Annotated in this window: 18 protein-coding genes; 10 read left to right on the top strand and 8 right to left on the bottom strand. The window is 63.9% G+C overall.

The annotated features are described in order from the left end of the window. Positions 1–2 precede the first annotated feature (2 nt). Positions 3–290 carry a hypothetical protein gene (locus AC0L24_RS24620; protein WP_127270135.1) on the top strand — a complete coding sequence of 96 codons (288 nt, stop codon included), beginning with the start codon at positions 3–5 and terminating at the stop codon, positions 288–290. Between the two features lie 4 nt (positions 291–294). Continuing rightward, on the top strand, positions 295–831 hold the full coding sequence (locus tag AC0L24_RS24615) for a DinB family protein (protein ID WP_292631836.1): 537 nt from the start codon (positions 295–297) through the stop codon (positions 829–831). Here AC0L24_RS24615 and AC0L24_RS24610 read toward each other — a convergent pair. Further along, positions 828–1,016 carry a type II toxin-antitoxin system Phd/YefM family antitoxin gene (locus tag AC0L24_RS24610; protein WP_127270132.1) on the bottom strand — a complete coding sequence of 63 codons (189 nt, stop codon included), beginning with the start codon at positions 1,014–1,016 and terminating at the stop codon, positions 828–830. The genes AC0L24_RS24615 and AC0L24_RS24610 overlap by 4 nt on opposite strands. A gap of 57 nt (positions 1,017–1,073) precedes the next feature. Beyond that, the gene (hppD, locus tag AC0L24_RS24605) at positions 1,074–2,189 is read right to left on the bottom strand and encodes a 4-hydroxyphenylpyruvate dioxygenase (RefSeq protein WP_128362684.1); all 1,116 of its coding nucleotides are present in this window, start codon (positions 2,187–2,189) and stop codon (positions 1,074–1,076) included. A 138-nt stretch (positions 2,190–2,327) separates the two neighbouring features. On the opposite strand from hppD, the gene AC0L24_RS24600 reads away from it, so the two are divergent. After that, positions 2,328–2,795, top strand: coding sequence for an Lrp/AsnC family transcriptional regulator (locus AC0L24_RS24600; protein WP_127270128.1), 468 nt, complete (start codon positions 2,328–2,330; stop codon positions 2,793–2,795). A 12-nt stretch (positions 2,796–2,807) separates the two neighbouring features. Here AC0L24_RS24600 and AC0L24_RS24595 read toward each other — a convergent pair whose 3' ends face one another. The 4 genes from AC0L24_RS24595 to aztA all read right to left on the bottom strand — a co-directional run bounded on the left by AC0L24_RS24595 (position 2,808) and on the right by aztA (position 5,950). After that, entirely contained in the window at positions 2,808–3,146 is a 339-nt protein-coding gene (locus AC0L24_RS24595; protein ID WP_127270126.1) for a protein tyrosine phosphatase family protein, read from the bottom strand. Between the two features lie 150 nt (positions 3,147–3,296). Beyond that, a complete protein-coding gene (gene aztC, locus AC0L24_RS24590) occupies positions 3,297–4,238 on the bottom strand; it encodes a zinc ABC transporter substrate-binding protein AztC (protein ID WP_292658999.1) in 942 nt (313 codons plus the stop codon). A 27-nt stretch (positions 4,239–4,265) separates the two neighbouring features. Beyond that, on the bottom strand, positions 4,266–5,141 hold the full coding sequence (gene aztB, locus AC0L24_RS24585) for a zinc ABC transporter permease AztB (RefSeq protein WP_031212890.1): 876 nt from the start codon (positions 5,139–5,141) through the stop codon (positions 4,266–4,268). Continuing rightward, complete coding sequence (gene aztA / locus AC0L24_RS24580; RefSeq protein ID WP_127322948.1) at positions 5,141–5,950, bottom strand: zinc ABC transporter ATP-binding protein AztA; 810 nt, start codon at positions 5,948–5,950, stop codon at positions 5,141–5,143. Before aztA ends, aztB begins: the two co-directional genes overlap by 1 nt. A 225-nt stretch (positions 5,951–6,175) precedes the next feature. On the opposite strand from aztA, the gene AC0L24_RS24575 reads away from it, so the two are divergent. Continuing rightward, positions 6,176–6,520, top strand: coding sequence for a RidA family protein (locus AC0L24_RS24575; protein WP_127271894.1), 345 nt, complete (start codon positions 6,176–6,178; stop codon positions 6,518–6,520). Between the two features lie 142 nt (positions 6,521–6,662). Here AC0L24_RS24575 and hutC read toward each other — a convergent pair whose 3' ends face one another. Further along, positions 6,663–7,400, bottom strand: coding sequence for a histidine utilization repressor (gene hutC / locus AC0L24_RS24570; protein ID WP_127810739.1), 738 nt, complete (start codon positions 7,398–7,400; stop codon positions 6,663–6,665). Beyond that, positions 7,397–8,749 carry a formimidoylglutamate deiminase gene (locus AC0L24_RS24565; protein ID WP_128362686.1) on the bottom strand — a complete coding sequence of 451 codons (1,353 nt, stop codon included), beginning with the start codon at positions 8,747–8,749 and terminating at the stop codon, positions 7,397–7,399. Before AC0L24_RS24565 ends, hutC begins: the two co-directional genes overlap by 4 nt. Before the next feature lie 98 nt (positions 8,750–8,847). Between AC0L24_RS24565 and hutI the strand changes: the two genes are divergently transcribed. The 6 genes from hutI to AC0L24_RS24535 all read left to right on the top strand — a co-directional run bounded on the left by hutI (position 8,848) and on the right by AC0L24_RS24535 (position 23,586). Next, a complete protein-coding gene (hutI, locus tag AC0L24_RS24560; protein WP_127810737.1) occupies positions 8,848–10,083 on the top strand; it encodes an imidazolonepropionase in 1,236 nt (411 codons plus the stop codon). Further along, entirely contained in the window at positions 10,080–11,621 is a 1,542-nt protein-coding gene (hutH, locus tag AC0L24_RS24555) for a histidine ammonia-lyase (RefSeq protein ID WP_127810736.1), read from the top strand. Before hutI ends, hutH begins: the two co-directional genes overlap by 4 nt. Beyond that, entirely contained in the window at positions 11,621–12,439 is an 819-nt protein-coding gene (gene hutG, locus AC0L24_RS24550; protein WP_127810735.1) for an N-formylglutamate deformylase, read from the top strand. The genes hutH and hutG overlap by 1 nt, the downstream gene beginning before the upstream one ends. Positions 12,440–12,465: 26 nt before the next feature. Next, positions 12,466–14,136 (top strand): urocanate hydratase, encoded by a 1,671-nt coding sequence (gene hutU / locus AC0L24_RS24545; protein WP_128362687.1) that lies wholly within the window; start codon positions 12,466–12,468, stop codon positions 14,134–14,136. 12 nt (positions 14,137–14,148) lie between these two features. Further along, on the top strand, positions 14,149–14,736 hold the full coding sequence (locus tag AC0L24_RS24540) for a HutD/Ves family protein (protein ID WP_128362688.1): 588 nt from the start codon (positions 14,149–14,151) through the stop codon (positions 14,734–14,736). A gap of 267 nt (positions 14,737–15,003) precedes the next feature. Then, entirely contained in the window at positions 15,004–23,586 is an 8,583-nt protein-coding gene (locus AC0L24_RS24535) for a glycoside hydrolase family 94 protein (RefSeq protein WP_473564211.1), read from the top strand. The last annotated feature ends 246 nt before the right edge of the window (positions 23,587–23,832 follow it).

Below are 23,832 nucleotides of genomic sequence, written 5' to 3'. Positions count from 1 at the left end.
GCATGACGGGGGACTATCTTCTGGCCGGTGTCTGGGCACTCGCCATACTGGCGGTCTTCATCCAGGCGATCCGGCTGAGCTACCGCATTGAGGCGCGATCGCCCGGCCTGACCAACCGCAGCGGCTTTCCGCGCAAGGCGATGATGTTCCACACCATCACCAACATGAACGTCGCGCGCGACGAGGAAACGCAAGCCATGCGGCGGCGCATGAACCGGCTTCTGCTGATCGTTCTTGCCGGATTCGCGATCATGGGGGCAGGCTTGCATCTGATGCGGGCAGGGGGATGATCTCGTGAACCTGCTCGACCATCTGCGCCGTATGGCCGGCAACAATCTGTGGTCGAACGACCGGCTCTACCGCGCGGTGCTGTCGCTCCAGCCAGGCGAGTTCGAGGCCGAACGCACCAGCTTCTTTCCATCGATCAAGGCGACGCTCAACCACATCCTTGCGGTCGATCTTCTCTACCTCGATTTTCTCGAAGAGGGTGGTCTCGGTGCTGCCGCCCATGACGACTTCGTGCCCCTCGACGAGCCGGGGGCGTTGTTTGCGGTGCAGGTCGCAGCCGACCGGCGGCTGATCGCCTTTTGCTATAGACTGTCGGCCGACGACCTCGATCGGCAGGTTATCACCGACCGGCGCGAGGACGGCATGATCCCCGAGCGCATCGGCGACATCCTCGCCCATGTCTTCCTGCACGACATCCATCATCGCGGCCAGGTGCACGCCATGCTTTCGGGGACGTCGGTCAAGCCGCCGCAACTGGATGAGTTTCTGCTCTATTATGATGCGAAGCTGAGGGAGAGAGAGGTCGAGCGGTTGGGGCTCTAATTAATCGTCAAGCCGCTCGGCCCTTTCAGAGCAGCGGTGGCGCCGATAGGTCTTTCCTTGCCGGGGGGCGGCAAGAGACGCGCTACGACCCTGCCGCGCCGGGTGATTACGATCTCCTCGCCGGCATTTGCACGCCTGACGAGTTCCGACAGTTTGGCTCTGGCTTCCGTAATAGAGACGTGCACGGCTCGACCTCGCTAGGCCCAACCTTAAGCCAAAGCCGGGCCGCAGCGAGAGTAACCTTACGCCGCTTTGCCGTCCACCTTGATCACCCCGCGCTTGATCTGGTCCTGCTCGATCGATTCGAACAGCGCGCGGAAATTGCCTTCGCCAAAACCTTCGTCGCCCTTCCTCTGGATGAACTCGAAAAAGATCGGCCCGATCACGGTTTTCGAAAAGATCTGCAGCAGGATCTTGGTCGTGCCGCCATCGACGACGCCTTCTCCATCGATCAGGATGCCGTGCTTCTTCATGCGCTCGATCGGTTCGTCATGGCCGTTCACGCGGTCGTACGACATGTCGTAGTAGGTCTCCGGCGGACCGGGCATGAATTTCAGCCCGTTCTCGGTCAGCCTGTCGGTGGCGGCATAGATCTCGTCGGTGCCGACAGCGATGTGCTGGATGCCCTCGCCATTGTATTTCTTCAGATATTCGGCGATCTGGCTGGTCTCGTCCTTGGACTCGTTGAGCGGAATGCGGATCTTGCCGCAGGGCGAGGTGATGGCGCGGCTCACCAGGCCGGTGATCTTGCCGTCGATGTCGAAGAAATGGATCTGCTTGAAGCCGAACAGATTGCGGTAGAAATCCCACCATTTGTCCATCTGGCCGCGATAGACATTGTGGGTCAGGTGATCGAGATAGTAGAAGCCGACGCCTTCCGGCCGTGGGTCGCGAGCGCCCAGCCATTCGAACTCGGCATCATAGGCCGAACCCTTCTTGCCATAGGTCTCGATGAAGTAGAGCAGCGAGCCGCCAATGCCGATGATTGCTGGCACGTCGAGCGCTTTGTCGGCGCCTTCGTAAGGCATGGCGCCCTTGGCAACCGCATGATCGAAAGCGTGTTTGGCATCCACCACCCGCCAGGCCATCGAGGCAGCACAGGGGCCGTGCTTGTCGACGAACTTCATCGCATGCGAGCCGGGCTCGGCATTGACGACATAGTTGATGTCGCCCTGCCGCCAGATGGTGACGTCTTTCGTGCGGTGCCTGGCCACGGCGAGATAGCCCATGCGGGTGAACAGTTCGGCCAGTTTCTCCGACTCCGCATGCGCGAATTCGACAAACTCGAAGCCGTCGGTGCCGGCCGGGTTGTCCTTGCCGATCCTGGCGGGCGGGGCGTCGTGCGGGAATGGACCCATGATATTCCTCCGAAAGCTGGCCTGGCCTGAAAAGGCCATTTGACACGATCATAACGCGGAGGAGGCGCACGGTGCTTGCATTCAAACGCTTGAAATGATGATGTCATGCGTGAAGCGTGCATGATGTGAGGAAAAACCATGGATGAGGCGCGCATTGACCAGTTTGACCGCAAGATAATGGCGCTGTTGCAGGGTGATGCGCGGCTGACCAACAACGATCTTTCGGAGCGGGTGAACCTGTCGGCGTCGCAATGCTCGCGCCGCCGCCAGCGGCTGGAGGAGGACGGCTTTATCAAGGGCTATCGCGCCGTTCTCGACCGCGACAAGCTCGGTTTTTCCCTGGTCAACGTCATTTCGGTCACGCTCGCCACGCACAACCGCGACAATGCGCGGCGCTTCGGTGAACTGGTGGCGCGGCTGCCTGAGGTGCAGGAAGCGCACGCGCTGACCGGCGAGATGGATTACATCCTGAAAGTGGTGACGCCCGACTTGAAATCGCTGTCTGAATTCGTCAACGGCGTGCTCCTGCCACACGAATCCGTGCAGCACGTGAAGACAGCGATCGTGCTGGAGACGTTGAAGGAGACCGGCGCGCTGCCGATCTAAATCTTGGGCGGATCAACCCTTCGACTGCTGGATCAGCCCATAGAGATTGGTGCAGCGGGCGCCGGAGCGGCAATAGGCGAAGACCGGGCCGTCGAGCTCGTCGAGCGCTTCGGCCTGATCCTCGACATTCTCGGCGGTGATCTGGCCGCTGATGACGGGGATGTAGCGGAAGGCGAGCCCTGCGGCTTCGACCGCCGCCTTGACGGTGTCGGCAGAAGGCTGGCCGGGCTGTTCGTCATCGGGCCGGTTGCAGATGACACTCTTGAAGCCGGCTTCCTTGATGGCGGCGACGTCCTCAGGCTGGATCTGGCCCGAAACCGAATAGTCCTCGCTGATTTCGCGGTATTCCATGGCAGCATCCTCGCAAACTGGTCAGGCGGCAGTCTTGCCACTCCCCGACATGGGCGGCAATCCGTACCGAAGGAATTCTCTGCCAAATAGACACTGCGTGCCGGAAAATCCAACCGGGCCGATGCGGCCCGGCTGGACAATCCTCCATACTCAGCTGCCGAGAATGGCGCCTTTGATCTGACGGATGTTGTTGTGCATCATGTCGATATAGGTCGCGGCCGGGCCGTCGGGCTGCGACAGCGCATCCGAATAGAGCGTGCCGCCGACCTTGATGCCGGTTTCGCTGGCGATCTGTTCGATCAGGCGCGGGTTGGTGATGTTCTCGACGAAGATCGCAGCCGCCTTGTCCTGCTTCACCTGAGTGACCAGTTTGGCGACGTCTGCGGCGGATGGTTCGGAGTCGGTCGAGATGCCTTGCGGGGCGAGGAAGGTCAGGCCGTATGCGTGTTCGAAATAGCCGAAGGCGTCATGCGAGGTGATGACGACGCGCTTGCTCTCCGGGATTGAGGCGATCGCCGCTTTCACTTCGCCTTCGACCGCGTCGAGCTTCTTCGTGTAGGCGGCGGCATTGGTCTGGTAGCTGACGCAGCCTTCCGCATCCGCTGCGCAGAAAGCCTCGGCGATGTTCTTCACGTAGATCCTGGCATTGGCGATCGACTGGAAGGCGTGCGGATCGGTGACCGTCTTGCGGCCGTCGGTGCCGGCACCTTCGGCCGCGTCGGCATCCGCGAATTCAGGTTTGAAATCGATCGGCGTCACGCCCTTGGTCAAGGTGATGATAGACGCCTTGGTGGCGCTGGCATCGACCAGCCGCTGCAGGAAACCTTCGAAATGCAGGCCGTTGACCAGAACGATGTCGGCCTTGGCCATGGCCACCGCATCGGCCGGGCTCGGCTCGTAGACATGGGCGTCGCCATCCGGCCCGACGATGGTGGTGACGTCGATGCGGTCGCCGCCGACATTTTTGGCGAAATCGGCAATGACGGTGAAGCTGGCGACCACTTTCAGCGGTGCGGCCAAGGCCGACGATGCGCCAAAAGCGGTTAATGTTATAACGCTCATCGCCAGGGCGGCATGGATCGATTTCAGCATAGACGGGTCTCCTTCTAGGGGCGGGGATCAGGCCGTTCTGTGACGGTGATGGATGATGCGCGCGCGCAGAATGCCGCGCGTGCCAAACAGGATCGAGGCGAAATAGACGACGCCGGCCGACAGGATGATGGCCGGGCCGGATGGCAGCGACGCGTGATAGGACAAAAGCAGCCCGGCGACGCAGGACGCAAAGCCGATCAGCACCGCCAGCACGCACATCGGCTCGACGCGAACTGTCCAGAAGCGGGCGGCTGCGGCCGGCAGCATCATCAGCCCAACCGACAGAAGCGTGCCGAGTGCCTGGAAGCCGCCGACAAGGTTGAGCACGACAAGGCCGAGGAAGATGAAATGCACCGGACTGCCGAGCCGGCTGACCGAGCGCAGGAACAGCGGGTCGAGGCATTCGGCGACCAGCGCCCGCCAGAAGATGGCGAGGCTGACCAGCGTCACCGCGACGATGCCGCCGATCAGCGTCAGGGCCTCATCGTTGAGCGCCAGCACGGTGCCGAACAGCACATGCATGAGATCGACGCTGGAACCGCGGATCGACACCATCAGCACGCCGATGGCGAGCGAAATCAGATAGAACGCCGCCATCGAGGCGTCCTCGCGCTGTATGGTGAAGCGCGAGACGGCGCCGGCGCCGAGCGCGACGATGACGCCGGCGATCAGGCCGCCGATGGTCATCGGCAGGATCTCCAGCCCATAGAACAGGAAGCCGGCGGCCGCGCCGGGCAGGATTGCATGCGCCATCGCGTCGCCCGACAGGCTCATGCGCCGCAGCATCAGGAAGACGCCGATAGGGCAGGCGCCGAGCGACAGCATCAGCGAACCGATCAAAGCCCGCTGCATGAAGCCGAAATCGGCGAAGGGCGCGATGACAAGACCGTAAAGCATGTCCATCAGGCAGCCCTCGGTCCGACGCCGTGTCGATGGTCATGGTGATCGTGGCCATGGTGATCGTCACCATGAGCGTCCTCGCCCGGCTCGCACCAGGGTGCATTTTCTTCCCAGGCTTCGTGGAAGCGGCGGGCGCGCAACAGGTTGTCAGGTTTCAGCGTTTCCCTGGTTTCGCCCCAGGCGATCGGCTGGCGGGCGAGAAGCAGCGTTTCGGGGAAATTCTGCCGCACCAGGTCCAGATCGTGGACGACAACCATGATGGTGCGTTCCTCGCCGTGCCAGTGCTTGATCAGGGCAATGAGGTCGCCGACCGTCTTGGCGTCGACGGCGTTGAAGGGTTCGTCGAGCAGGATGAGGTCGGCGTCCTGCAGCAGGACGCGCGCAAACAGCGTGCGCTGCAACTGACCGCCCGACAGCGTGTCGATCGGGCGCTTTTCAAAGCCGCCGAGGCCGACCGCCATCAGCGCCTTGCTGACGTCATCGCGATCTTCCTTGGTGTAGCGGCCAAGCAGGCCGCGTCGTGGCCACAGGCCGAGCGAAACCAGATCGACCACCCGTGCCGGAAAGGAGCGGTCGAGCTCCGATTGCTGCGGCAGATAGGCGGCACGTACACCGGGCGCGCGGATAACCTCGCCGGCCATTGGCTTCAGGACGCCGACAATGCCTTTCATCAGCGTCGATTTGCCGGAGCCATTGGCGCCGACCACAGCGGTCAGCGAGCCCTTGCGGATGGTGCCGTCGAGATGATGGATCGCCGGATGGCTGCCGTAGCCAAGCGTCAGGTCGCGGAATGTCAGGCAGGTATTTGTCATTCTGCGATCCGTAGGCGGCGAAATCCGGCTGCTGGCAGCGGCCGATTGGATATGTGATGTTATTACATTAGTCAACAAGCCAATCCGGCGGAATTGCGGCCGCGGGGCAACTTGCCGTGTGTGCATGCCATATGCCGTTGGCCCAAGGGGATTCGACCTGGCGACCTTGCCCCAAGCCGGCCGCGACTCTAAAGAAGCGCAACCGTCACAGGAAGGAACCATCCAATGAGCATTCGTCGCATCGATGTCGGCCCGCGCATGAGCCAGATCGTCATCCATGGCAATACCGTCTATCTGGCTGGTCAGGTCGGCCAGCCAACCGGCAACGTCGCTTCGCAGACCAGGGACATCCTGGCGGCTGTCGACGAATTGCTGGCCAAGGCTGGCTCCGACAAGACCAAGATCCTGCAGGCGATCATCTGGCTGGCCGACATGAGCACCTTTGCCGAGATGAACGCGGAATGGGACAAGTGGGTGCCGCAGGGCAACACGCCAGCCCGTGCCACCGGCGAAGCAAAGCTCGCCACCCCGGACTATCTGGTCGAGATTATTATTACCGCCGCGATTTGAGTTTTTAGCCTCCCCCTTGTGGGGAGGCCGGACCGAGGGTCCGGGTGGAGGTCGGCGCCGCTGCCCTCCGCTATGGCTCCGGGCGTTCGGCGTTCGAAAAGCCAAATCGTTGGCTTTTCGCCAGCCTGCGGCTGGACACGCCTCACCCCTGCGGCCTGAACCTTGCCACCAGCGTGTGGCTCTCGGCCGCGTAGGTAAAGCGCACATGGGTGACCGGATGTTCGGCGCTCCATGTCCGTCGCTCTACCACCAGGCACGGCGCGCCGGCTTCGATGTCGAGCGCGGCCGCTATATGTCTGTCGGCGGCGACAGCGCGAATCCGGTGCTCGGCTTCGCTCCACGGCACGCGGCCGATCAGCCATGGTCCTGGTGCGATGGCCACGAATTCCACGTCTGCTGCCTCGGGTACGGCGGTGAGGTTGATCAGCCGCTGTTCATGCGCGAACGGCCGCTCGCCGGCGAAATGCCCGCATTCCAGCGCCACAACCGGTCCGGCCAAGCCCAATTCCAGCAGGGCGCGATCCTCGGCGCTGCTGCGCCTTTTGTGCCGAGCGACGCGCTCGTAGCGGTAAGGCAAGCCGAGCGCTTCGACCTCGATGCGGATATCGTGGATTTCCAGCACCGCCGCTTGCGACTGCGGCCGGCGCACAAAGCTGCCTGAGCGGCGGCGTCGTTCGATCAGCCCGGCCTTGGCAAGCTGTGACAGCGCCTTGTTCACCGTCATGCGCGAGCAATTGTATTGCACGCTCAGTTCGTGCTCGAACGGGATGCGATGGCCGGGCGCCCAGGCACCGGACGTGATCTTCTCGCTAATGTCGGTCAGGATGCGCTGGTGCAGCGAGCCGCCACCTTCCGCTACCACTGTGCCGGCCATGCTCATGCCGAAAGCGCCGTCATCACGCTGCGAAACCGCTCGGCGATAGCCTCTCGCTCCACATGCCTGCCGCCGCTGACCTGCTTGAGCCCATGCACCCAGACGCAGTCGACCTTGCCGCCATTGGCGAAGATCCAGGCGTCCAGGATCGCGTCGCCGCTCTTGCCGGCCAGCGAGGGATTTTTGGGATCGAGCGAGACGAGATCGGCGGATGCGCCGGCGGCGATCTGCGAGATGCCGGCGCCAAGGGCGACGCTGCCCCCGTCCAGCGCGGCATCGAACAGCGCCCGGCCGGTCGAGCCGCCCGCGACCGCCAGCACATTGCGGGCGCGGTGGGCGAGGCGCTGTGAATATTCGAGCTGGCGCAATTCGTCGGGCAGGCCGATGAGCACGTTGGAATCGGAGCCGACGCCAAAGCGGCCGCCATGGTCTCTGAACAGTGGCGCGGCAAAAGTGCCGTCACCGAGATTGGCTTCGGTGATCGGGCAGAGACCGGCGATGGCGCCGCTCCTGGCCATGGCAACGGTTTCAGCATCGGTCATGTGCGTGGCGTGGATTAGGCACCAGCGCTTGTCCACCTTGGCATGGCCAAGCAGAAATTCGACCGGCCGCGCGCCCGACCAGGCAAGGCAATCCTCGACCTCTTTCACCTGCTCTGCAATGTGGATGTGGATAGGCCCATCCGGCGCTAGGGCAGTCACCTCAATCAGTTCTTCCGGCGTCGCGGCGCGAAGGCTGTGCGGAGCGACGCCGACGACAGCCTGATTCAACGCGCGAACCGATTCGCGGCATTTCTCAACAAGCCGCGAGAACCGATTCACATCGTTGATGAATCGCCGCTGGCCTTGGTTTGGCGCGGCGCCGCCGAAAGACGAGTGCGCATAGAACACTGGCAGCAGCGTCAGGCCGATACCTGTTTCGCCGGCCGCCGCCGCGATGCGCTCGGCCATCTCGGCAAGATTGGCGTAGGATTTTCCATCCCGGTCGTGATGTAGATAGTGAAATTCGCCGACGCGGGAAAAACCGGCCTCCAGCATCTCGACATAGAGTTGTGCGGCAACCGCCTCGACCTGATCGGGTGTCATCGACAGGGCGAAACGGTACATCACCTCGCGCCAGCTCCAGAAACTGTCGGCGGAGGGGCCGCGAAGTTCGGCAAGGCCGGCCATGCCGCGCTGGAAGGCGTGGCTGTGCAAATTGGGCATGCCGGGCAACAGGATCGCGTGGCGTTCGTCGCCGGCTGCTGCTGCGGCGCCAGGCTGAACGGCTGTAATGCGTCCCTCGGCCAGGGTGAGCCGCACATTATCGCGCCAGCCATCGGGAAGGAGCGCCTGTTCCGCAAAGATCGCTGCCACTTTTCTCTCCGGTTCTCTGTCTCTCATGCGATGATGGCACTTGCAGTGCGTTTCAATATGTATATACATAATCGTCATCGATTGAAACGGAAAAGATGATGGCTGGACAGAGCAAAAGCCGGGCAGGGGATCTTCGTCTGTGGCGCAATGCGCGGCTAGCGACAATGGCCGACGGGTCTGCCGGACTTGGCGTCGTCGAACATGGCGCGGTCGCTGCGCGTGACGGCCGCATTGTCTATGCCGGCCCCGAGTCGGAGCTGCCCCCAACACTTGCCCTGGCCGCAGAAACGGTCGATTGCGAGGGCCGCTGGATCACGCCTGGCCTGATCGACTGCCACACCCATCTGGTCCACGCCGGCAACCGCGCCAACGAATTCGAGATGCGGCTGGCCGGCGCCACCTATGAAGAGGTCGCCCGGGCCGGCGGCGGCATTGTTTCGTCGGTCAAATCCTTGCGCGCCGCCAGCGAAGACGAACTGGTCACTCAATCGCTGCCGCGCCTCGATGCGCTGATCGCCGAAGGCGTGACCACCGTCGAGATCAAGTCCGGCTATGGCCTCGACCTCGAAAACGAGAAGAAATCGCTGCGTGCAGCCCGCCAACTGGGCGCGCAACGGGCGGTGACGATCCGCACCACCTTCCTCGGCGCTCACGCGCTGCCGCCGGAAGCCAAGGGCGACAAGGACTACTTTATCGATCTGGTCGCCAATAAGATTCTTCCATCGGTTGCCGCCGAGGGGCTGGCCGATGCCGTCGACGGTTTCTGCGAAGGCATCGCCTTTTCGCCGGAACAGATGGCGCGCGTCTTCGATGCGGCCAAAGCAGCAGGCCTGCCGGTCAAGCTCCATGCCGACCAGCTGTCCAACCTGCATGGCGCCGAACTCGCCGCCCGTTACGGTGCGCTGTCGGCCGACCATCTCGAATACACCGATGATGCCGGTGCAGCGGCGATGGCCAAGGCCGGAACCGTGGCGACGATCTTGCCCGGCGCCTACTATTTCATTCGCGAAACCAAGAAGCCGCCGATCGGCCTGTTTCGCCAGCACGGCGTCAAGATGGCTGTCGCCACCGACAACAATCCCGGCACTTCGCCGCTGACCTCGCTGCTTCTGACCATGAACATGGCCGCGACCCTGTTCGGCCTGACGGTCGATGAATGCCTCGCCGGCGTCACCCGCGAGGCCGCCCGCGCGCTTGGTTTGCTGGGTGAAACCGGCACGCTGGAAGCCGGAAAATCCGCCGACCTGGCGATCTGGGACATCGAGCGCCCCGCCGAACTCGTCTATCGCATGGGCTTCAACCCACTGCATGCCCGCATCTGGAGAGGACAATGACCGAACTGACCCTGAAGCCCGGCAATGCGACGCTGGCCGACTGGCGCGCCATCTATCGTGGCGCCGTGCCCAAGCTGGACAATGCCTGCCGGCCAAAGATCAAGGCGAGCGCCGAGGCTGTCGCCAGGATCGTTGCCAAGGGCGAGCCGGTCTATGGCATCAACACCGGCTTCGGCAAACTGGCCAGCGTCCGCATCCCGGCCGAGGATCTCGAGACCTTGCAGCGCAACATCGTCCTGTCGCACGCCGCCGGCGTTGGCGAGCCGATGCCGGTTGCTGTCTGCAGGCTGATGATGGCGCTGAAGCTCGCCAGCCTGGCGCAGGGCGCGTCGGGCGTGCGGCCGCAAACCATCGAATTGCTGGAAGCAATGCTGGCCAACGACGTCATCCCGGTGGTGCCGGCGCAAGGTTCCGTCGGCGCCTCCGGCGACCTCGCCCCGCTGTCGCACATGACGGCGGTGATGATCGGCGTCGGCGAATGCTTCACCCCGCATGGCCGTTTCCCGGCCAAGGTCGCCTTCGTCTCGCATGGATTGGAACCGGTGACGCTGGGCGCCAAGGAGGGCCTGGCGCTGCTCAACGGCACCCAGTTTTCGACCGCCTATGCGCTGGCCGCCTTGTTCGAGGCCGAAGTGCTCTACCAATCGGCGCTGGTCGCCGGTGCCCTGTCGACCGACGCGGCAAAAGGGTCCGACGCCCCCTTCGATCCGCGCATCCATGTGCTGAGAAAGCATCCCGGCCAGATCGAGACGGCCGACGCCCTGCGCAATCTGATGGCCGGCAGCGCCATCCGTGAATCGCATCGGGTTGGCGACGAACGCGTGCAGGATCCGTATTGCCTGCGCTGCCAGCCGCAGGTGATGGGCGCTGCACTCACCGTGCTGCGCCAGGCGGCCGACACGCTGGGCACCGAAGCCAATGGCGTCACCGACAATCCGCTGATCTTCGCCGAGGATGACACCGCGCTTTCCGGCGGCAATTTCCACGCCGAGCCGGTGGCCTTCGCCGCCGACATGATCGCGCTCGCCATCTGCGAAATCGGTTCGCTGTCGGAACGCCGCATCGCCATGCTTGTCGATCCGGCGCTGTCCGGCATGCCGGCCTTCCTGACGCCGAAGCCCGGCCTGAACTCCGGCTTCATGATCCCGCAGGTGACGGCGGCGGCGCTCGTTTCGGAGAACAAGCAGAAAGCCTATCCGGCCAGCGTCGATTCGATCCCCACCTCGGCAAACCAGGAAGACCATGTTTCGATGGCCGCGCACGGTGCGCGCCGGCTGATCGGGATGGTCGAGAACGCCACCGCCGTGATCGGCATCGAATTGCTGGCCGCGGCCCAAGGCTGCGATTTCCATGCGCCGCTGGCCTCGAGCGACGCCCTGGAGGCAGTGCGCAAGCTGGTCCGGGCCGAAGTGCCGCATCTCGACAATGACCGCCATTTCCACCCCGATATGGAAAAAGCCATCGCCATGGTGCGCAGCGGTGCGGCCATCGAGGCCGCCGGCGGCGTGGCTCTGCCGTCGGTTTCCGGAGCGATGTGATGGCAAGCGCGCCCTGGCTGACGGTCACGCCCGGCACAGCGCCGTTGCTGGTGTCGATCCCGCACACCGGCATCGACCTCGCCGGCCTTGAGAATCGGCTGGTCTCGCCCTGGCTCGGCCGCCGCGACTGCGATTGGTGGATCGATAATCTCTATGACTTTGCTGCCGGCCTCGGGGCGACGGTGGTGCACACCGCGATCTCGCGCACCGTCATCGACGTCAACCGCGATCCCTCCGGCGCCTCGCTTTACCCCGGCCAGGCGACGACCGGCCTTTGCCCGACCGAGACTTTCGATGGCGATCCGCTCTATCGCGAGGGCGAAGAACCGGGGCCGTCGGAGATCGACGAGCGTCGCGAGAAATTCTTCGTGCCCTACCATGCCGCCTTGCAGGTCGAGATCGACCGGTTGCGTGGCCTGCACGAAAAGATCGTCCTCTATGACTGCCACTCGATCCGTTCAGTGCTGCCGCGCCTGTTTGAAGGCACGCTGCCGGTTTTCAACCTCGGCACCAATGACGGCAGGAGCGCCGATCCGACGCTGCAGGCGATGGTCGGCCAGATCATGGCCGAAACCGGTGAAACCTTTGTCATCAACGGCCGCTTCAAGGGCGGCTGGATCACACGCCATTTCGGCCAGCCGCAACAAGGCGTGCATGCGCTGCAGATGGAACTCTCCAACCGCGGCTATATGCGCGAGCCAGATGGCAAGGGTACGCCGGACAATTGGCCGGTGCCCTATGACGCCGAGTTCGCAGCACCGATCCGCGCCACGCTGCGGAAAATCCTCGAGACCGCGACATCCTGGGCGCGCGTCTGACATCAGGTCCTTTATGGAGTGACGCCATGAACAATCCTCGCCACAACATCCGCGAAGTCCGCAGCCCGCGCGGCACCGAAATCAGCGCGCGCTCCTGGCTGACGGAAGCGCCGCTGCGCATGCTGATGAACAATCTCGACCCGGATGTTGCAGAAAATCCCAACGAGCTGGTCGTCTATGGCGGCATCGGCCGGGCGGCGCGCACCTGGAACGACTTCGACCGCATCGTCGCCTCCTTGAGGACGCTGGCCGATGACGAGACTTTGCTGGTCCAGTCCGGCAAGCCGGTTGGCGTGTTCCGGACCCACCCGGACGCCCCGCGCGTGCTGATCGCCAACTCCAATTTGGTGCCGCACTGGGCGAATTGGGAAAAGTTCAACGAGCTCGATAAGAAGGGCCTGATGATGTACGGCCAGATGACGGCCGGCTCGTGGATCTACATCGGCACGCAAGGCATCGTGCAAGGCACCTACGAGACCTTCGTCGAGGCCGGCCGCCAGCACTATGGCGGCAATCTCAAGGGAAAATGGATACTGACCGGCGGTCTCGGCGGCATGGGTGGCGCCCAGCCGCTCGCCGCCGTCATGGCCGGCGCCTGCTGCCTGGCGATCGAATGCAACCCGGACTCGATCGATTTCCGCCTGCGCACCCGCTACGTCGACGAGCGCGCCGACACGCTCGACGAGGCGCTGGAAAAGATCGAACGCTGGACCAAGGCCGGCGAGGCGAAATCGGTCGGCCTGCTTGGCAATACGGCCGAGATCGTCCCGGAAATGTTCCGGCGTGGCATTCACCCCGATATGGTCACCGACCAGACCTCGGCGCATGATCCCATCAACGGCTACCTGCCGAAGGGCTGGACGATGGCCGAGTGGCGCGAGAAGCGCGTCAGCGACCCCAAGGTGGTCGAGAAGGCGGCACGCGCTTCCATGCGCGAACATGTCGAGGCGATGGTGGCGTTCTGGAACGCCGGCGTGCCGACGCTCGACTACGGCAACAACATCCGCCAGGTGGCCAAGGAGGAGGGGTTCGAGAACGCCTTTGCCTTCCCCGGCTTCGTGCCGGCCTATATCCGCCCGCTGTTCTGCCGTGGCATCGGGCCGTTCCGCTGGGCAGCCCTTTCCGGCGATCCTGAGGATATCTACAAGACCGACGCCAAGGTGCGCGAACTGACGCCCGGCAACACCCATCTGCACAATTGGCTCGACATGGCGCGCGAGCGCATCGCCTTCCAGGGCCTGCCGGCGCGCATCTGCTGGGTCGGCCTTGGCGACCGCCACAGGCTCGGACTCGCTTTCAACGAGATGGTGGCCAAGGGTGAGCTGAAGGCGCCTGTCGTCATCGGCCGCGATCACCTCGATTCCGGCTCGGTCGCCTCGCCAAACCGCGAAACGGAATCCATGAAGGACGGCTCGGACGCTGTGTCCGATTGGCCGCTGCTCAACGCGTTGCTCAACACGGCGTCCGGCGCCACCTGGGTGTCGCTGCACCATGGCGGCGGCGTCGGCATGGGTTTCTCGCAGCACGCCGGCATGGTCATCGTCGCCGACGGCACGCCGGACGCCGCAAGGCGCCTGGAGCGGGTGTTGTGGAACGATCCGGCGACCGGTGTCATGCGCCATGCCGATGCCGGCTACGACGTCGCCATCGAATGCGCCAAGGAGCACCAGCTCAATTTGCCCGGCATTCTCGGCTGATTGGCTGAACCGATGCGCATCCTGCGGGCAGCCGAATACCGGTCGATGCCGTGGAAGAACGGCGGCGGCGTGACGACGGAAATCGCCGTTTCGCCCTCGGGTGCCGGTCTCGACGACTTCGACTGGCGCGTCTCGATGGCGCGCGTCGAACTGAGCGGTCCTTTCTCGCAATTTGCCGGGATCGATCGCACCCTTGCCGTGCTCGAAGGCGAGGGCATCGTCCTTGAGATTGCCGGCCACCCGCCGACATCCATAAACAGGACGACGGCCCTGTTTTCTTTCCCTGCCGACGTGCAGACCTCGGCTGCACTGATCGGCGGGCCGATCACCGATCTCAATGTCATGACCCGCCGAAGCCGGGTGACGCATTCGGTCGAACGCCTGGTGATTTCGGCCCCCGTGGAAGTCCGGACTGAAGCCGGCACAACGCTCATCCTATGCTTGGAGGGCGACGTCAGCGTGCCCGCCGCTGAACCGGTCCGCCTCGGTCCGCTCGACACGCTGCTGTCCGGTCCGGTCAGCACCGGCCTGCTCGTCCAACCCGCCCATGAGGCAACGCTGTTCGTGATCCGGATCGGCGCCATTGCCGGCAACGATTAACGCTTGTTTCCAAACATGATCGCGGCACCGGCGAAATATAGCGTAAGCTGCTGGCGGCATCACGAAAAAGCCTGAATCCTCTCCGCCGATCTGGCCTGGCGGGAAGTGGGGTGCTTGTCTTTGAGTTTTGCTGAGAGACGACGCCCTGTCGTGGTGCGGAAACAAACTTTCGGCAAGTGGGGTTTATGCAACCAATTGCATTTGAACCGGTTTTAGGGCCATTGCCGTGGCGGTGACGCCGCTCAGTGCCCGCTTACGGAATTTTCAATGAATATTCAGACGAATCCTGCCCAAATCGAGAAGACAAGCGCGAGCTTCCCGGCCATCACGGAAGAGCCGATTCGCTCCAATTACCTGCCCGAAGAGCGCCTTCGGCTGCTTGGCGAAAGCCTGGCAAAAGGCGACCTCACCGATCTGTTCGGCCTGACGCCCTTCGATTTTCAGGCGCGTGTCCGCGACAGCGCCAAGAAGATTTTGGAAGTCTACCGGTCGACCAATGCGGCGCAGGCGAGGGGCGAGACGATCACGCCGGCGGCACAATGGCTGCTCGACAACAATTACCTGGTCGAAGAGACCATTTTCCAGGTCAAGCGCGACCTGCCGCGCCGCTTCTATCGTCAGTTGCCGACGCTGAAACTGCCTGACAACGGCAGCGTGCCGCGCGCGCTGGCGCTGGCCTGGACCTATGTGGCGCATTCAGACAGTTCCGTTTCGGCGACGATGTTCAAGTCCATCGTCCAGGGTTTTCAGTCGGTCGAGCCGCTGAAGATCGGCGAACTCTGGGCGCTGCCTTCGCTGTTGCGCTTCGTCCTGATCGAAAATCTCCGCCGGCTGGCCGTCAGGGTCAATCGCACCCGCCAGATGCGCCAGATCGCCAACGATGTGGCCGACAAGGTCCTGGCGACCGACGACAGCGCCGACCGGCAGTCGATCCTGTCCAATTTCAGCGCGCATGCGCAGGACACCACCTTCGCCACCCAACTGCTCTACCGCCTGCGCGATGGATCGCAGAATGCCGGCAAGGCTCTGGAATGGCTGGAAGGCGAGCTCGAAAAGACCGGCTCCGATGCCGAGGAAATCATCATTTCCGAACATCACACACTGTCCAGCGGCAATGTGACGACGGGCAACATCATCCGCGGCCTGCGCCTCATCAACGACGTCGACTGGACGGTGTGGTTCGAAGGCGTCAGCCGCATCGACACCGTGCTGCGCGAGCGCACCGATTTCGCCGCGCTCGACTTCTTCTCGCGCGATCAGTACCGGACCGCGATCGAGGAATTGGCGCGCCGCTCGAACCTTTCGGAATATCGCGTTGCCGAGATGGCCATTGAGTTGGCCGGCCACGCCGCCAGCGATGGTGACGGCGACGTCGTTTTAACCGGGTCCGCCCACACCGATGTCGGCTTCTTTCTCGTCGGCCCACGCCGGCTGGAGCTGGAGAAGGCGATCGGCTATCGGCCCACCATCAGCCAGACAGTCAAGCGTGCCTTCCGCAAGACCGGGTGGCTCGGCATCGTCGTGCCCGTGTTTGCGCTGACGGCCCTGCTTCTCGTCCTTTCCGGCAACGCGCTTGCCAATCTCGGCCTGTCGGTGCCCTCGATCGTCCTCATGCTGGCGCTTTTTGCCGTGCCGGCCAGCGAGGGCGCGCTCGCCTTCTTCAACACGGTCGTATCGCTGTTCCTGAAACCGACGCGTCTCGTCGGCTACGATTACCGGCACGGCGTTCCGCCCGAGGCGCGCACGCTGGTGGTGGTGCCGTCGCTGATCGGCTCGCGCGACGACGTCGAGGAAAACATCCGCAACATCGAGGTGCATCATCTCGCCAACACGGCCGATGAAATCCATTTCGCGCTGCTGTCGGACTGGCCAGACTCGAAGACCGAGATCGATGCGGCGGACACCGAAATCCTCGAATTCGCCCGTACCGAAATCGCTCGTCTCAACGCCCGCTATCCGTCCGAAGGCGCGCCGCGTTTCTACATCCTGCACCGGCGCCGGCTGTTCAATGCGGCGCAAGGGGCCTGGATGGGCTGGGAGCGCAAGCGCGGCAAGCTGCACGAGCTCGATCTTCTGCTGCGCGGCGACAGCGACACCACGTTCCTGCCGCTCGACGTGCCGCTGCCGGAGAACGTCGTCCATGTGATGACGCTCGATGCCGACACGCGCACCACCCGTGACGCGGTCGCCACTCTTGTCGGCAAGCTTTGCCACCCGCTCAACCGGCCGCATTTCGACGCCAGCAAGCGCGTCGTCACCGCCGGCTACGCGATCCTGCAGCCGCGCATCACCGCGTCGCTGACCTCAGGCGACGATGCGTCGTTCTTCCAGCGGGTCTTTTCGGCCAATCGCGGCCTCGACCCTTATGTCTTTGCCGTGTCTGATCTCTACCAGGACGTCTTCGGCGACGGGTCCTTCACCGGCAAGGGCCTCTATCATGTCGACGCCTTCGAGGCCGCCCTGCAGGGCCGCATCGAGGAGAACACCATCCTCAGCCACGATCTGCTGGAAGGCGCGCTGGCGCGCGCGGCGCTGGTCACCGACGTCGAACTGGTTGAGGACTATCCGACCCGCTACTCGGTGGACGCCTCGCGCCACCATCGCTGGGCGCGCGGCGACTGGCAGTTGCTCGGCTTCATGCTCGATCCGCGCTCCGGCGTGCCGGCGCTGTCGCGCTGGAAGATGATCGACAATCTGCGCCGCTCGCTGACGCCGATCTTCTGGGTGATGGCGGCGATCGCCGGCTGGACGCTGCTGCCCTTCACGCAAGCCGCGCAATGGCAGGCCCTGCTGATCCTCAGCCTGTTCATGGCGCCGACATTCGACATCGTCAACGCCATCCTGCCCAAGAGCGGCGACCAGACGCCACGCGGCCATTTCTCGGCCCTGGCACGCGACGTCGCCTTCGGCACCGCCATGGTGGCGCTGAAAATCGTGCTGATGGCGCACAATGCCTGGATGATGGGCGATGCCATCGTGCGCACGCTCTACCGGCTGTTCGTCAGCCGCCAGAACCTTTTGGAATGGCGCACCGCCTCGCAGGCGCACAAGGCGGGCGACAACGATGTCGGGTCGTATTACGGCATGATGTATGGCGCCGTGATCATCGGCTTCGTCGGCCTTGCCATTCCGGTGTTGGCCGATTCGACCGGCGCCTTCGTCGCCTTCTTCTTCGCCCTGTTCTGGATTGGCTCGCCGGCCATCGCCAGCTGGATCAGCCGTTCGGCTGAAACCGAGGATCGGCTGCGCATATCGCAGGCCGACATCCATACGTTGCGCACGGTGGCGCGGCGCACATGGCATTATTTCGAAAGCTTCGTGACGGCAGAGCATCACCATCTGCCGCCGGACAATTTCCAGGAAAGCCCGGCGCCGGTGGTGGCGCCACGCACCTCGCCGACCAATATCGGCGTCTACCTGCTGTCCGTCGTTTCCGCCCGCGACTTCGGCTGGATCAGCCTGTCCGACGCCATCACCCGCATCGACGCCACCATGGCGACGATCGAGGGCATGCCGCGTGAGCGCGGTCACCTCTTCAACTGGTACGACACGACGACACTGAAGCCGCTCTATCCGCTTTACATCTCGGCTGTCGACAGCGGCAATCTCGCTGGCCATCTGGTGGCGGTGGCGGCGGCCTGCGCCGAATGGGCCGAAGCACCTTCCGTCCATCTCCAGGGCGATTTCGAAGGCATTCTCGACACGGTCACCATCCTCAGCGAAAGCCTCGATGATCTGCCCGACGACCGCCGTCAGTTGCGCCCGCTGCGCCAGCGTCTCGCCGACCGCCTCGACGGCATGCGGCGCGCTGTCGACACCATCAAGGCGCAGCCCGAAATGGCGTCGATCCGCACCATCAACCTGGCTGTGCTGGCCGGCGAGATCCGCAAATTGGCCACCGCCATCCATACCGAGGCGGTGTCGCCCCAGAGCGACGTTATCGTCGACTGGGCGGCAAGGCTGGAAGCCACCTGCGAAGCGCACGTCCATGACGCGCACAGCGACGACAATGCCGTCGAGGCGCTGCGTGCCAAGCTGCTCACCTTGCGCGAGCGCACGCGCCGTTACGCCTTCGAGATGGATTTCTCCTTCCTGATGCGGCCGGAGCGCAAGCTGTTGTCGATCGGCTACCGGGTCGAGGAACACCAGCTCGACGAGAGCTGCTACGACCTTCTGGCTTCCGAAGCGCGGCTGACCAGCCTGTTCGCCATCGCCAAGGGCGACCTGCCGACCGAGCACTGGTTCCGGCTTGGCCGGCCGATCGTCGAAATCGGTTTCCAGGGCGCCCTGATGTCCTGGTCCGGCTCGATGTTCGAATATCTGATGCCGCCGCTGGTGATGAAGGAGCCGCAGGGCTCGATCCTCAACCAGACCAGCAAGCTGATCATCAAGCGCCAGATCCAGTATGGCCGCCAGAAGAACGTGCCGTGGGGCATTTCGGAGGCCGCCTACAATGCGCGCGACCGAGAACTGACCTACCAATACACAAATTTCGGCGTTCCAGGCCTCGGGCTGAAGCGCGGCCTTGGCCAGAACACGGTGATCGCGCCCTACGCCACCATACTGGCGGCCCAGTTCAATCCGCGTGAAGCCGTGCTGAATCTCGCCCGATTGCGGGAGATCGGGGCGCTCGGCCGCCACGGCTACTACGATGCCGTCGACTTCACGCCGCAGCGCGTGCCGGAAGGCACGGATCATGTCGTCGTCCAGAACTACATGGCCCATCATTCGGGCATGTCGATCGCGGCGGTTGCCGACGCCATCTTCGAAGGTCGCATGCGCGACCGCTTCCACAGCGATCCGGTCATCGAATCGGCCGAACTCTTGCTGCAGGAGAGGGCGCCGCGCGACATCCCGACCGCGACCGTCAGGACCGAGGCCGACGAACGCTCCAAGGACGAGACCGAAGTCGACAGCCCCGACACCCGCATCGTGCTCAATCCGCTGCAGTCTCTGCGGTCGACCAACGTCATGTCGAACGGCCGCTATTCGGTGATGGTCACCGCGACCGGCTCGGGCTACAGCCGCTGGGGCGATCTCTCCGTCACACGCTGGCAGCCGGATCCGACCGAGGACCGGCTCGGCTCCTACATCTTCCTGCGTGACGCCGGCACCGGCGATTGGTGGTCGGCTACGGCCGAGCCGAAGCGCGCCGCCGAGGAAAAGGCGCAGACCTTGTTCTCCGACGACAAGGCGAGCTTCGTCAAATCCGTGGGCACGTTGCGCTCCGAGGTCGAATGCATTGTCATCTCGGAAGGCAATGGCGAGGGTCGTCGGGTCACGCTCTACAATGACGGTCCGTCCGACCGTCACATCGAAGTGACCTCCTTTGCCGAACTGGTGCTCGGCCTGGAGGCGTCCGACAACGCGCATCCGGCCTTCTCGAAGATGTTCGTGGAAACCGAAATCTCTGCCAACAACGCGGCGATCTTCGCCACGCGGCGCAAGCGCGAGACCAGTGAGCCCGATATCGCCATGGTGCATTTCGTCACCGATCCGTCCGGATCGGCGCGCGATGCCGAGGCCGAAACCGACAGGCGCGCCTTCATCGGCCGTGGCCGTACCATCGTCGATGCGGCCGCTTTCGACCCGGGCGCCAGGCTGGGCGGCCACTCAGGCTTTACGCTCGATCCCGTCGCCTCGCTGCGCCGCCAGGTGCGCGTGCCGGCCAACAAGAAGATATCGCTGACCTTCTGGACCGTCGTCGGCGCTGGCCGCACCGAGCTGGACGAAGCCATCGCCCGCCTCGACCATCCGGAGAGCTTTGCCCGCCAGGCCATGCTTGCCTGGACGCGCAGCCAGGTGCAGACCCGCCATATGGGCCTCAGTCTGACCGATGCCGCCAATGTGCAGAAGCTGGCGCGCTATCTGATCTATCCGGATCCGTTCCTGCGTCTTCCCGCTGAATCCATCGCCTCGGGGCTGGGCAAGCAGTCGAGCCTGTGGCCGACAAGCATTTCCGGCGATTTCCCGATCTTCCTGGTCAGGATCGGCGACGTCGCCGATCTCGAAATCGTTGCCCAGGCGCTGCGTTTCCAGGAATATATGCGCACCCGCGGCATGATGATCGACTTCGTCGTCGTCAACGAGCAGGCGTCCTCCTATGTCCAGGACCTGCAGCGGGCGGTCGAGACGCTGTGCGAAAACAGCCGCCTGCGCGGCAAGGAGCTCGGACCTCGCCAGCACATATTCGCGGTGCGCCGCGATCTCATGGACGAGACCACCTACAAGACGCTGCTCGCTGTCGCCCGGGTGGTCCTGCACACGCGCAACGGCACCATCTTCGACCAGATCGAGCGCGCCGAGGCCGCGGCTCTGCAGGCGCGCGACGCTCTGGCAGCATTGCCAATTCCGCGTGAATTGCCGTCGCCGACACCCACGACGCATACTCCTGCCTCGCAGGCAGTGGCCAATGTCAGCGCCGATGGAAGCGGTCTCAGCCAGTGGAACGGCTTTGGCGGTTTCGACGGCGACGGGCGGCATTATGTCGTGCGCCTGGCCGGCCGCCGCACGACGCCGCAGCCGTGGATCAACGTCGTCTCCAACGCCTCGTTCGGCTTCCATACCTCCGCCGAGGGCGCTGCCTTCACCTGGAGCCGAAACAGCCGCGACTACCAGTTGACGCCGTGGTCGAATGATCCGGTCTCGAACCGGCCGGGCGAGGGCCTCTATATCTACGATCAGGCCAGCGGCAAGGCATTCTCGCCGCTCGCTGCCGTGGTGCGCGATCCCACGATGACCTACGAGGCTTGGCACGGCCAGGGTTTCTCGACCTTCCGCTCGAAGCGCGGACCATTGTCGATGGATCTCACCCATGTCGTCGATCCGGTCGATCCGCTGAAGATCTCGCGGCTGCGCATCCAGAATTCCGGTTCGGTGCCGGCGCGGCTGCGTGTCTATGCCTATGCCGAATGGGTGCTCGGCGGGCACCGGTCGCGCACTGCGGCAACCATCGTCCCGTCGCGGGATGCCGCCAGCGGGGCGCTGCTGGCACAAAACCCCTACGGGCTGGATTTCGGCGAGCGCGTTGCATTCCTCGCGGCTGACGGCGGCGTTCATTCGGTGACGACAGACCGGACGGAGTTCCTGGGCCGGCATGGCTCCAGCGAGCTGCCGCAGGCGGTGCTGAGTGGTGCAGCGCTGTCTGGCCGTGTCGAGGCCGGCGACGATCCATGCGCGGCGATTGCCCGCGACGTCGAGATCCCGGCTGGCGGCGACGTGACGCTGCTCTGGCTGCTCGGTGACGCCGAGTCCGCCGAGGAGGCGAGCGCGCTGGTGCAGGAGCATAAGGTCAAGGACTTCGACCAGCGGCTGACCGACAATGAGCGCGAATGGCGCGGCTTCCTCGACACCATCCAGGTCGAGACGCCTGACAAGGCGCTCGACGCCATGGTCAATCACTGGCTGCCCTATCAGAGCCTGGCCTGCCGCATCCGTGCCCGCTCCGCCTTCTATCAGGCCAGCGGTGCCTTCGGCTTCCGCGACCAGTTGCAGGATACGCTGGCGCTGCTGGCGCATGACCCGCAACTGGCGCGCGACCAGATACTCAATGCGGCACGGCGGCAGTTCCCCGAAGGCGACGTGCAGCACTGGTGGCTGCCGCGCACGGGTGCTGGCGTACGCACGCTGATCTCCGACGACGTGGTCTGGCTTGCCCACGCCACGGCGCGCTATTTGCTGGTCACCGGCGATGCCACCATCCTCAAGGAGCAATTGGCGTTCATCGATGGACAGCCGCTGGGCGATGGCGAGCACGATGCCTTCTTCACCCCGGAAATCTCGAAGAAGACGGCGTCGCTCTACGACCATTGCGCGCGTGCGCTCGATCTCGCCATCAAGCGCAGCAGCCCCGCGGGCCTGCCGCTGATCCTCGGCGGCGACTGGAACGACGGCATGAACCGCGTCGGCGAGCACGGCAAGGGCGAGAGCGTCTGGCTCGGCTGGTTCCTGCTGAAGACGCTTGGTGATTTCGCCCCCGTCGCCAAGGCCGAGGGCGACGCTAAGCGAGCACAGGCCTGGGCAAAGCATGCCGATGTTCTGAAGCGGGCGCTTGAGAGCACCGCATGGGACGGCGAATGGTACCGGCGCGGCAGTTTCGACGACGGCACCCCTTTGGGGTCCCGCAACTCGCAGGAGTGCAAGATCGACTCGATCGCCCAGTCCTGGAGCGTGCTTTCGGGAGAGGGCGATCCGGCACGGTCGACCACCGCGATGGAGCAAGCAACGAAGCTGCTTGTGGACGACAAGCTGAAGATCGTCAAACTTTTCACGCCGCCCTTCTCGAAGACGGAGAAGGACCCGGGTTACATCAAGAGCTATCCGCCCGGTGTGCGCGAGAATGGCGGCCAGTACACCCATGCCGCCACATGGTTCGTCATCGCGCTCGCCGAGATGGGACAGGTCGACGAGGCCTATCGCTGTTTCTCGATGCTGAACCCCGTCAACCATGCGACCGACGAGGCCACGGCCGAGCACTATCGTGTCGAGCCCTATGTCGTGGCGGCCGATATCTATGCCGGGGACGACAATGCCGGCAACGGCAAGGGCGGCCGTGGCGGCTGGACCTGGTACACCGGCTCCGCCGGCTGGCTCTACAGGGCTGCGGTCGAAGGCATTCTGGGCATCGAGCGGCGCGGCAAGCGTGTCCAGTTCAAGCCGAAGCTACCCAGACACTGGGATGGGTACTCGGCAAATCTCAAAATGCTGGGGGCGGAACTCAAGATTCGCGTGATCCGCGACAATAAGGCCAAGGCCGTGTCGCTGGAGGTGAATGGGGCAAAGACCAAGGGTTCGGCAGTCGAACTGAAGGACGGCGAAGTTGCCGAGGTGGTCATCAGGATCCCGGCCTGATGCATGTTGCTCAAAAACTATGCGCTCGGGCCTGGGATCTTGGGCGCGACTTTTGCCGCCACGGCGGGATGAGAGGCCGTCCCGCCCGGCGTTGCCGCCTGCCGATTGAAGGACATGCCACCGAGGAGTGCATTAAATCAAAGGCTTGAGGCGTCCGACAGGGGCGCCACGAGCAGTGAGAGTTTGGCCTCCCTTCACCTGGAAGGGCGCACTGCAGCTTTGTTTCGCTCTATACTTCGCAAAAGG

Source organism: Mesorhizobium sp. WSM4809 (assembly GCF_055811655.1).
This window is presented reverse-complemented; position numbering and strand designations above follow the sequence as displayed.

Excerpts from the sequence above, each read along its gene's own strand:
- AC0L24_RS24595 (WP_127270126.1), bottom strand. The coding sequence starts at position 3,146 with ATGGAATACCGCGAAATCAGCGAGGACTATTCGGTTTCGGGCCAGATC.
- hutH (WP_127810736.1), top strand. The coding sequence starts at position 10,080 with ATGACCGAACTGACCCTGAAGCCCGGCAATGCGACGCTGGCCGACTGG.
- AC0L24_RS24535 (WP_473564211.1), top strand. The coding sequence starts at position 15,004 with ATGAATATTCAGACGAATCCTGCCCAAATCGAGAAGACAAGCGCGAGC.
- hutI (WP_127810737.1), top strand. The coding sequence starts at position 8,848 with ATGGCTGGACAGAGCAAAAGCCGGGCAGGGGATCTTCGTCTGTGGCGC.
- aztC (WP_292658999.1), bottom strand. The coding sequence starts at position 4,238 with ATGCTGAAATCGATCCATGCCGCCCTGGCGATGAGCGTTATAACATTA.
- hutG (WP_127810735.1), top strand. The coding sequence starts at position 11,621 with ATGGCAAGCGCGCCCTGGCTGACGGTCACGCCCGGCACAGCGCCGTTG.
- aztA (WP_127322948.1), bottom strand. The coding sequence starts at position 5,950 with ATGACAAATACCTGCCTGACATTCCGCGACCTGACGCTTGGCTACGGC.
- hppD (WP_128362684.1), bottom strand. The coding sequence starts at position 2,189 with ATGGGTCCATTCCCGCACGACGCCCCGCCCGCCAGGATCGGCAAGGAC.
- hutC (WP_127810739.1), bottom strand. The coding sequence starts at position 7,400 with ATGAGCATGGCCGGCACAGTGGTAGCGGAAGGTGGCGGCTCGCTGCAC.
- AC0L24_RS24600 (WP_127270128.1), top strand. The coding sequence starts at position 2,328 with ATGGATGAGGCGCGCATTGACCAGTTTGACCGCAAGATAATGGCGCTG.
- aztB (WP_031212890.1), bottom strand. The coding sequence starts at position 5,141 with ATGGACATGCTTTACGGTCTTGTCATCGCGCCCTTCGCCGATTTCGGC.
- AC0L24_RS24540 (WP_128362688.1), top strand. The coding sequence starts at position 14,149 with ATGCGCATCCTGCGGGCAGCCGAATACCGGTCGATGCCGTGGAAGAAC.
- hutU (WP_128362687.1), top strand. The coding sequence starts at position 12,466 with ATGAACAATCCTCGCCACAACATCCGCGAAGTCCGCAGCCCGCGCGGC.
- AC0L24_RS24575 (WP_127271894.1), top strand. The coding sequence starts at position 6,176 with ATGAGCATTCGTCGCATCGATGTCGGCCCGCGCATGAGCCAGATCGTC.
- AC0L24_RS24620 (WP_127270135.1), top strand. The coding sequence starts at position 3 with ATGACGGGGGACTATCTTCTGGCCGGTGTCTGGGCACTCGCCATACTG.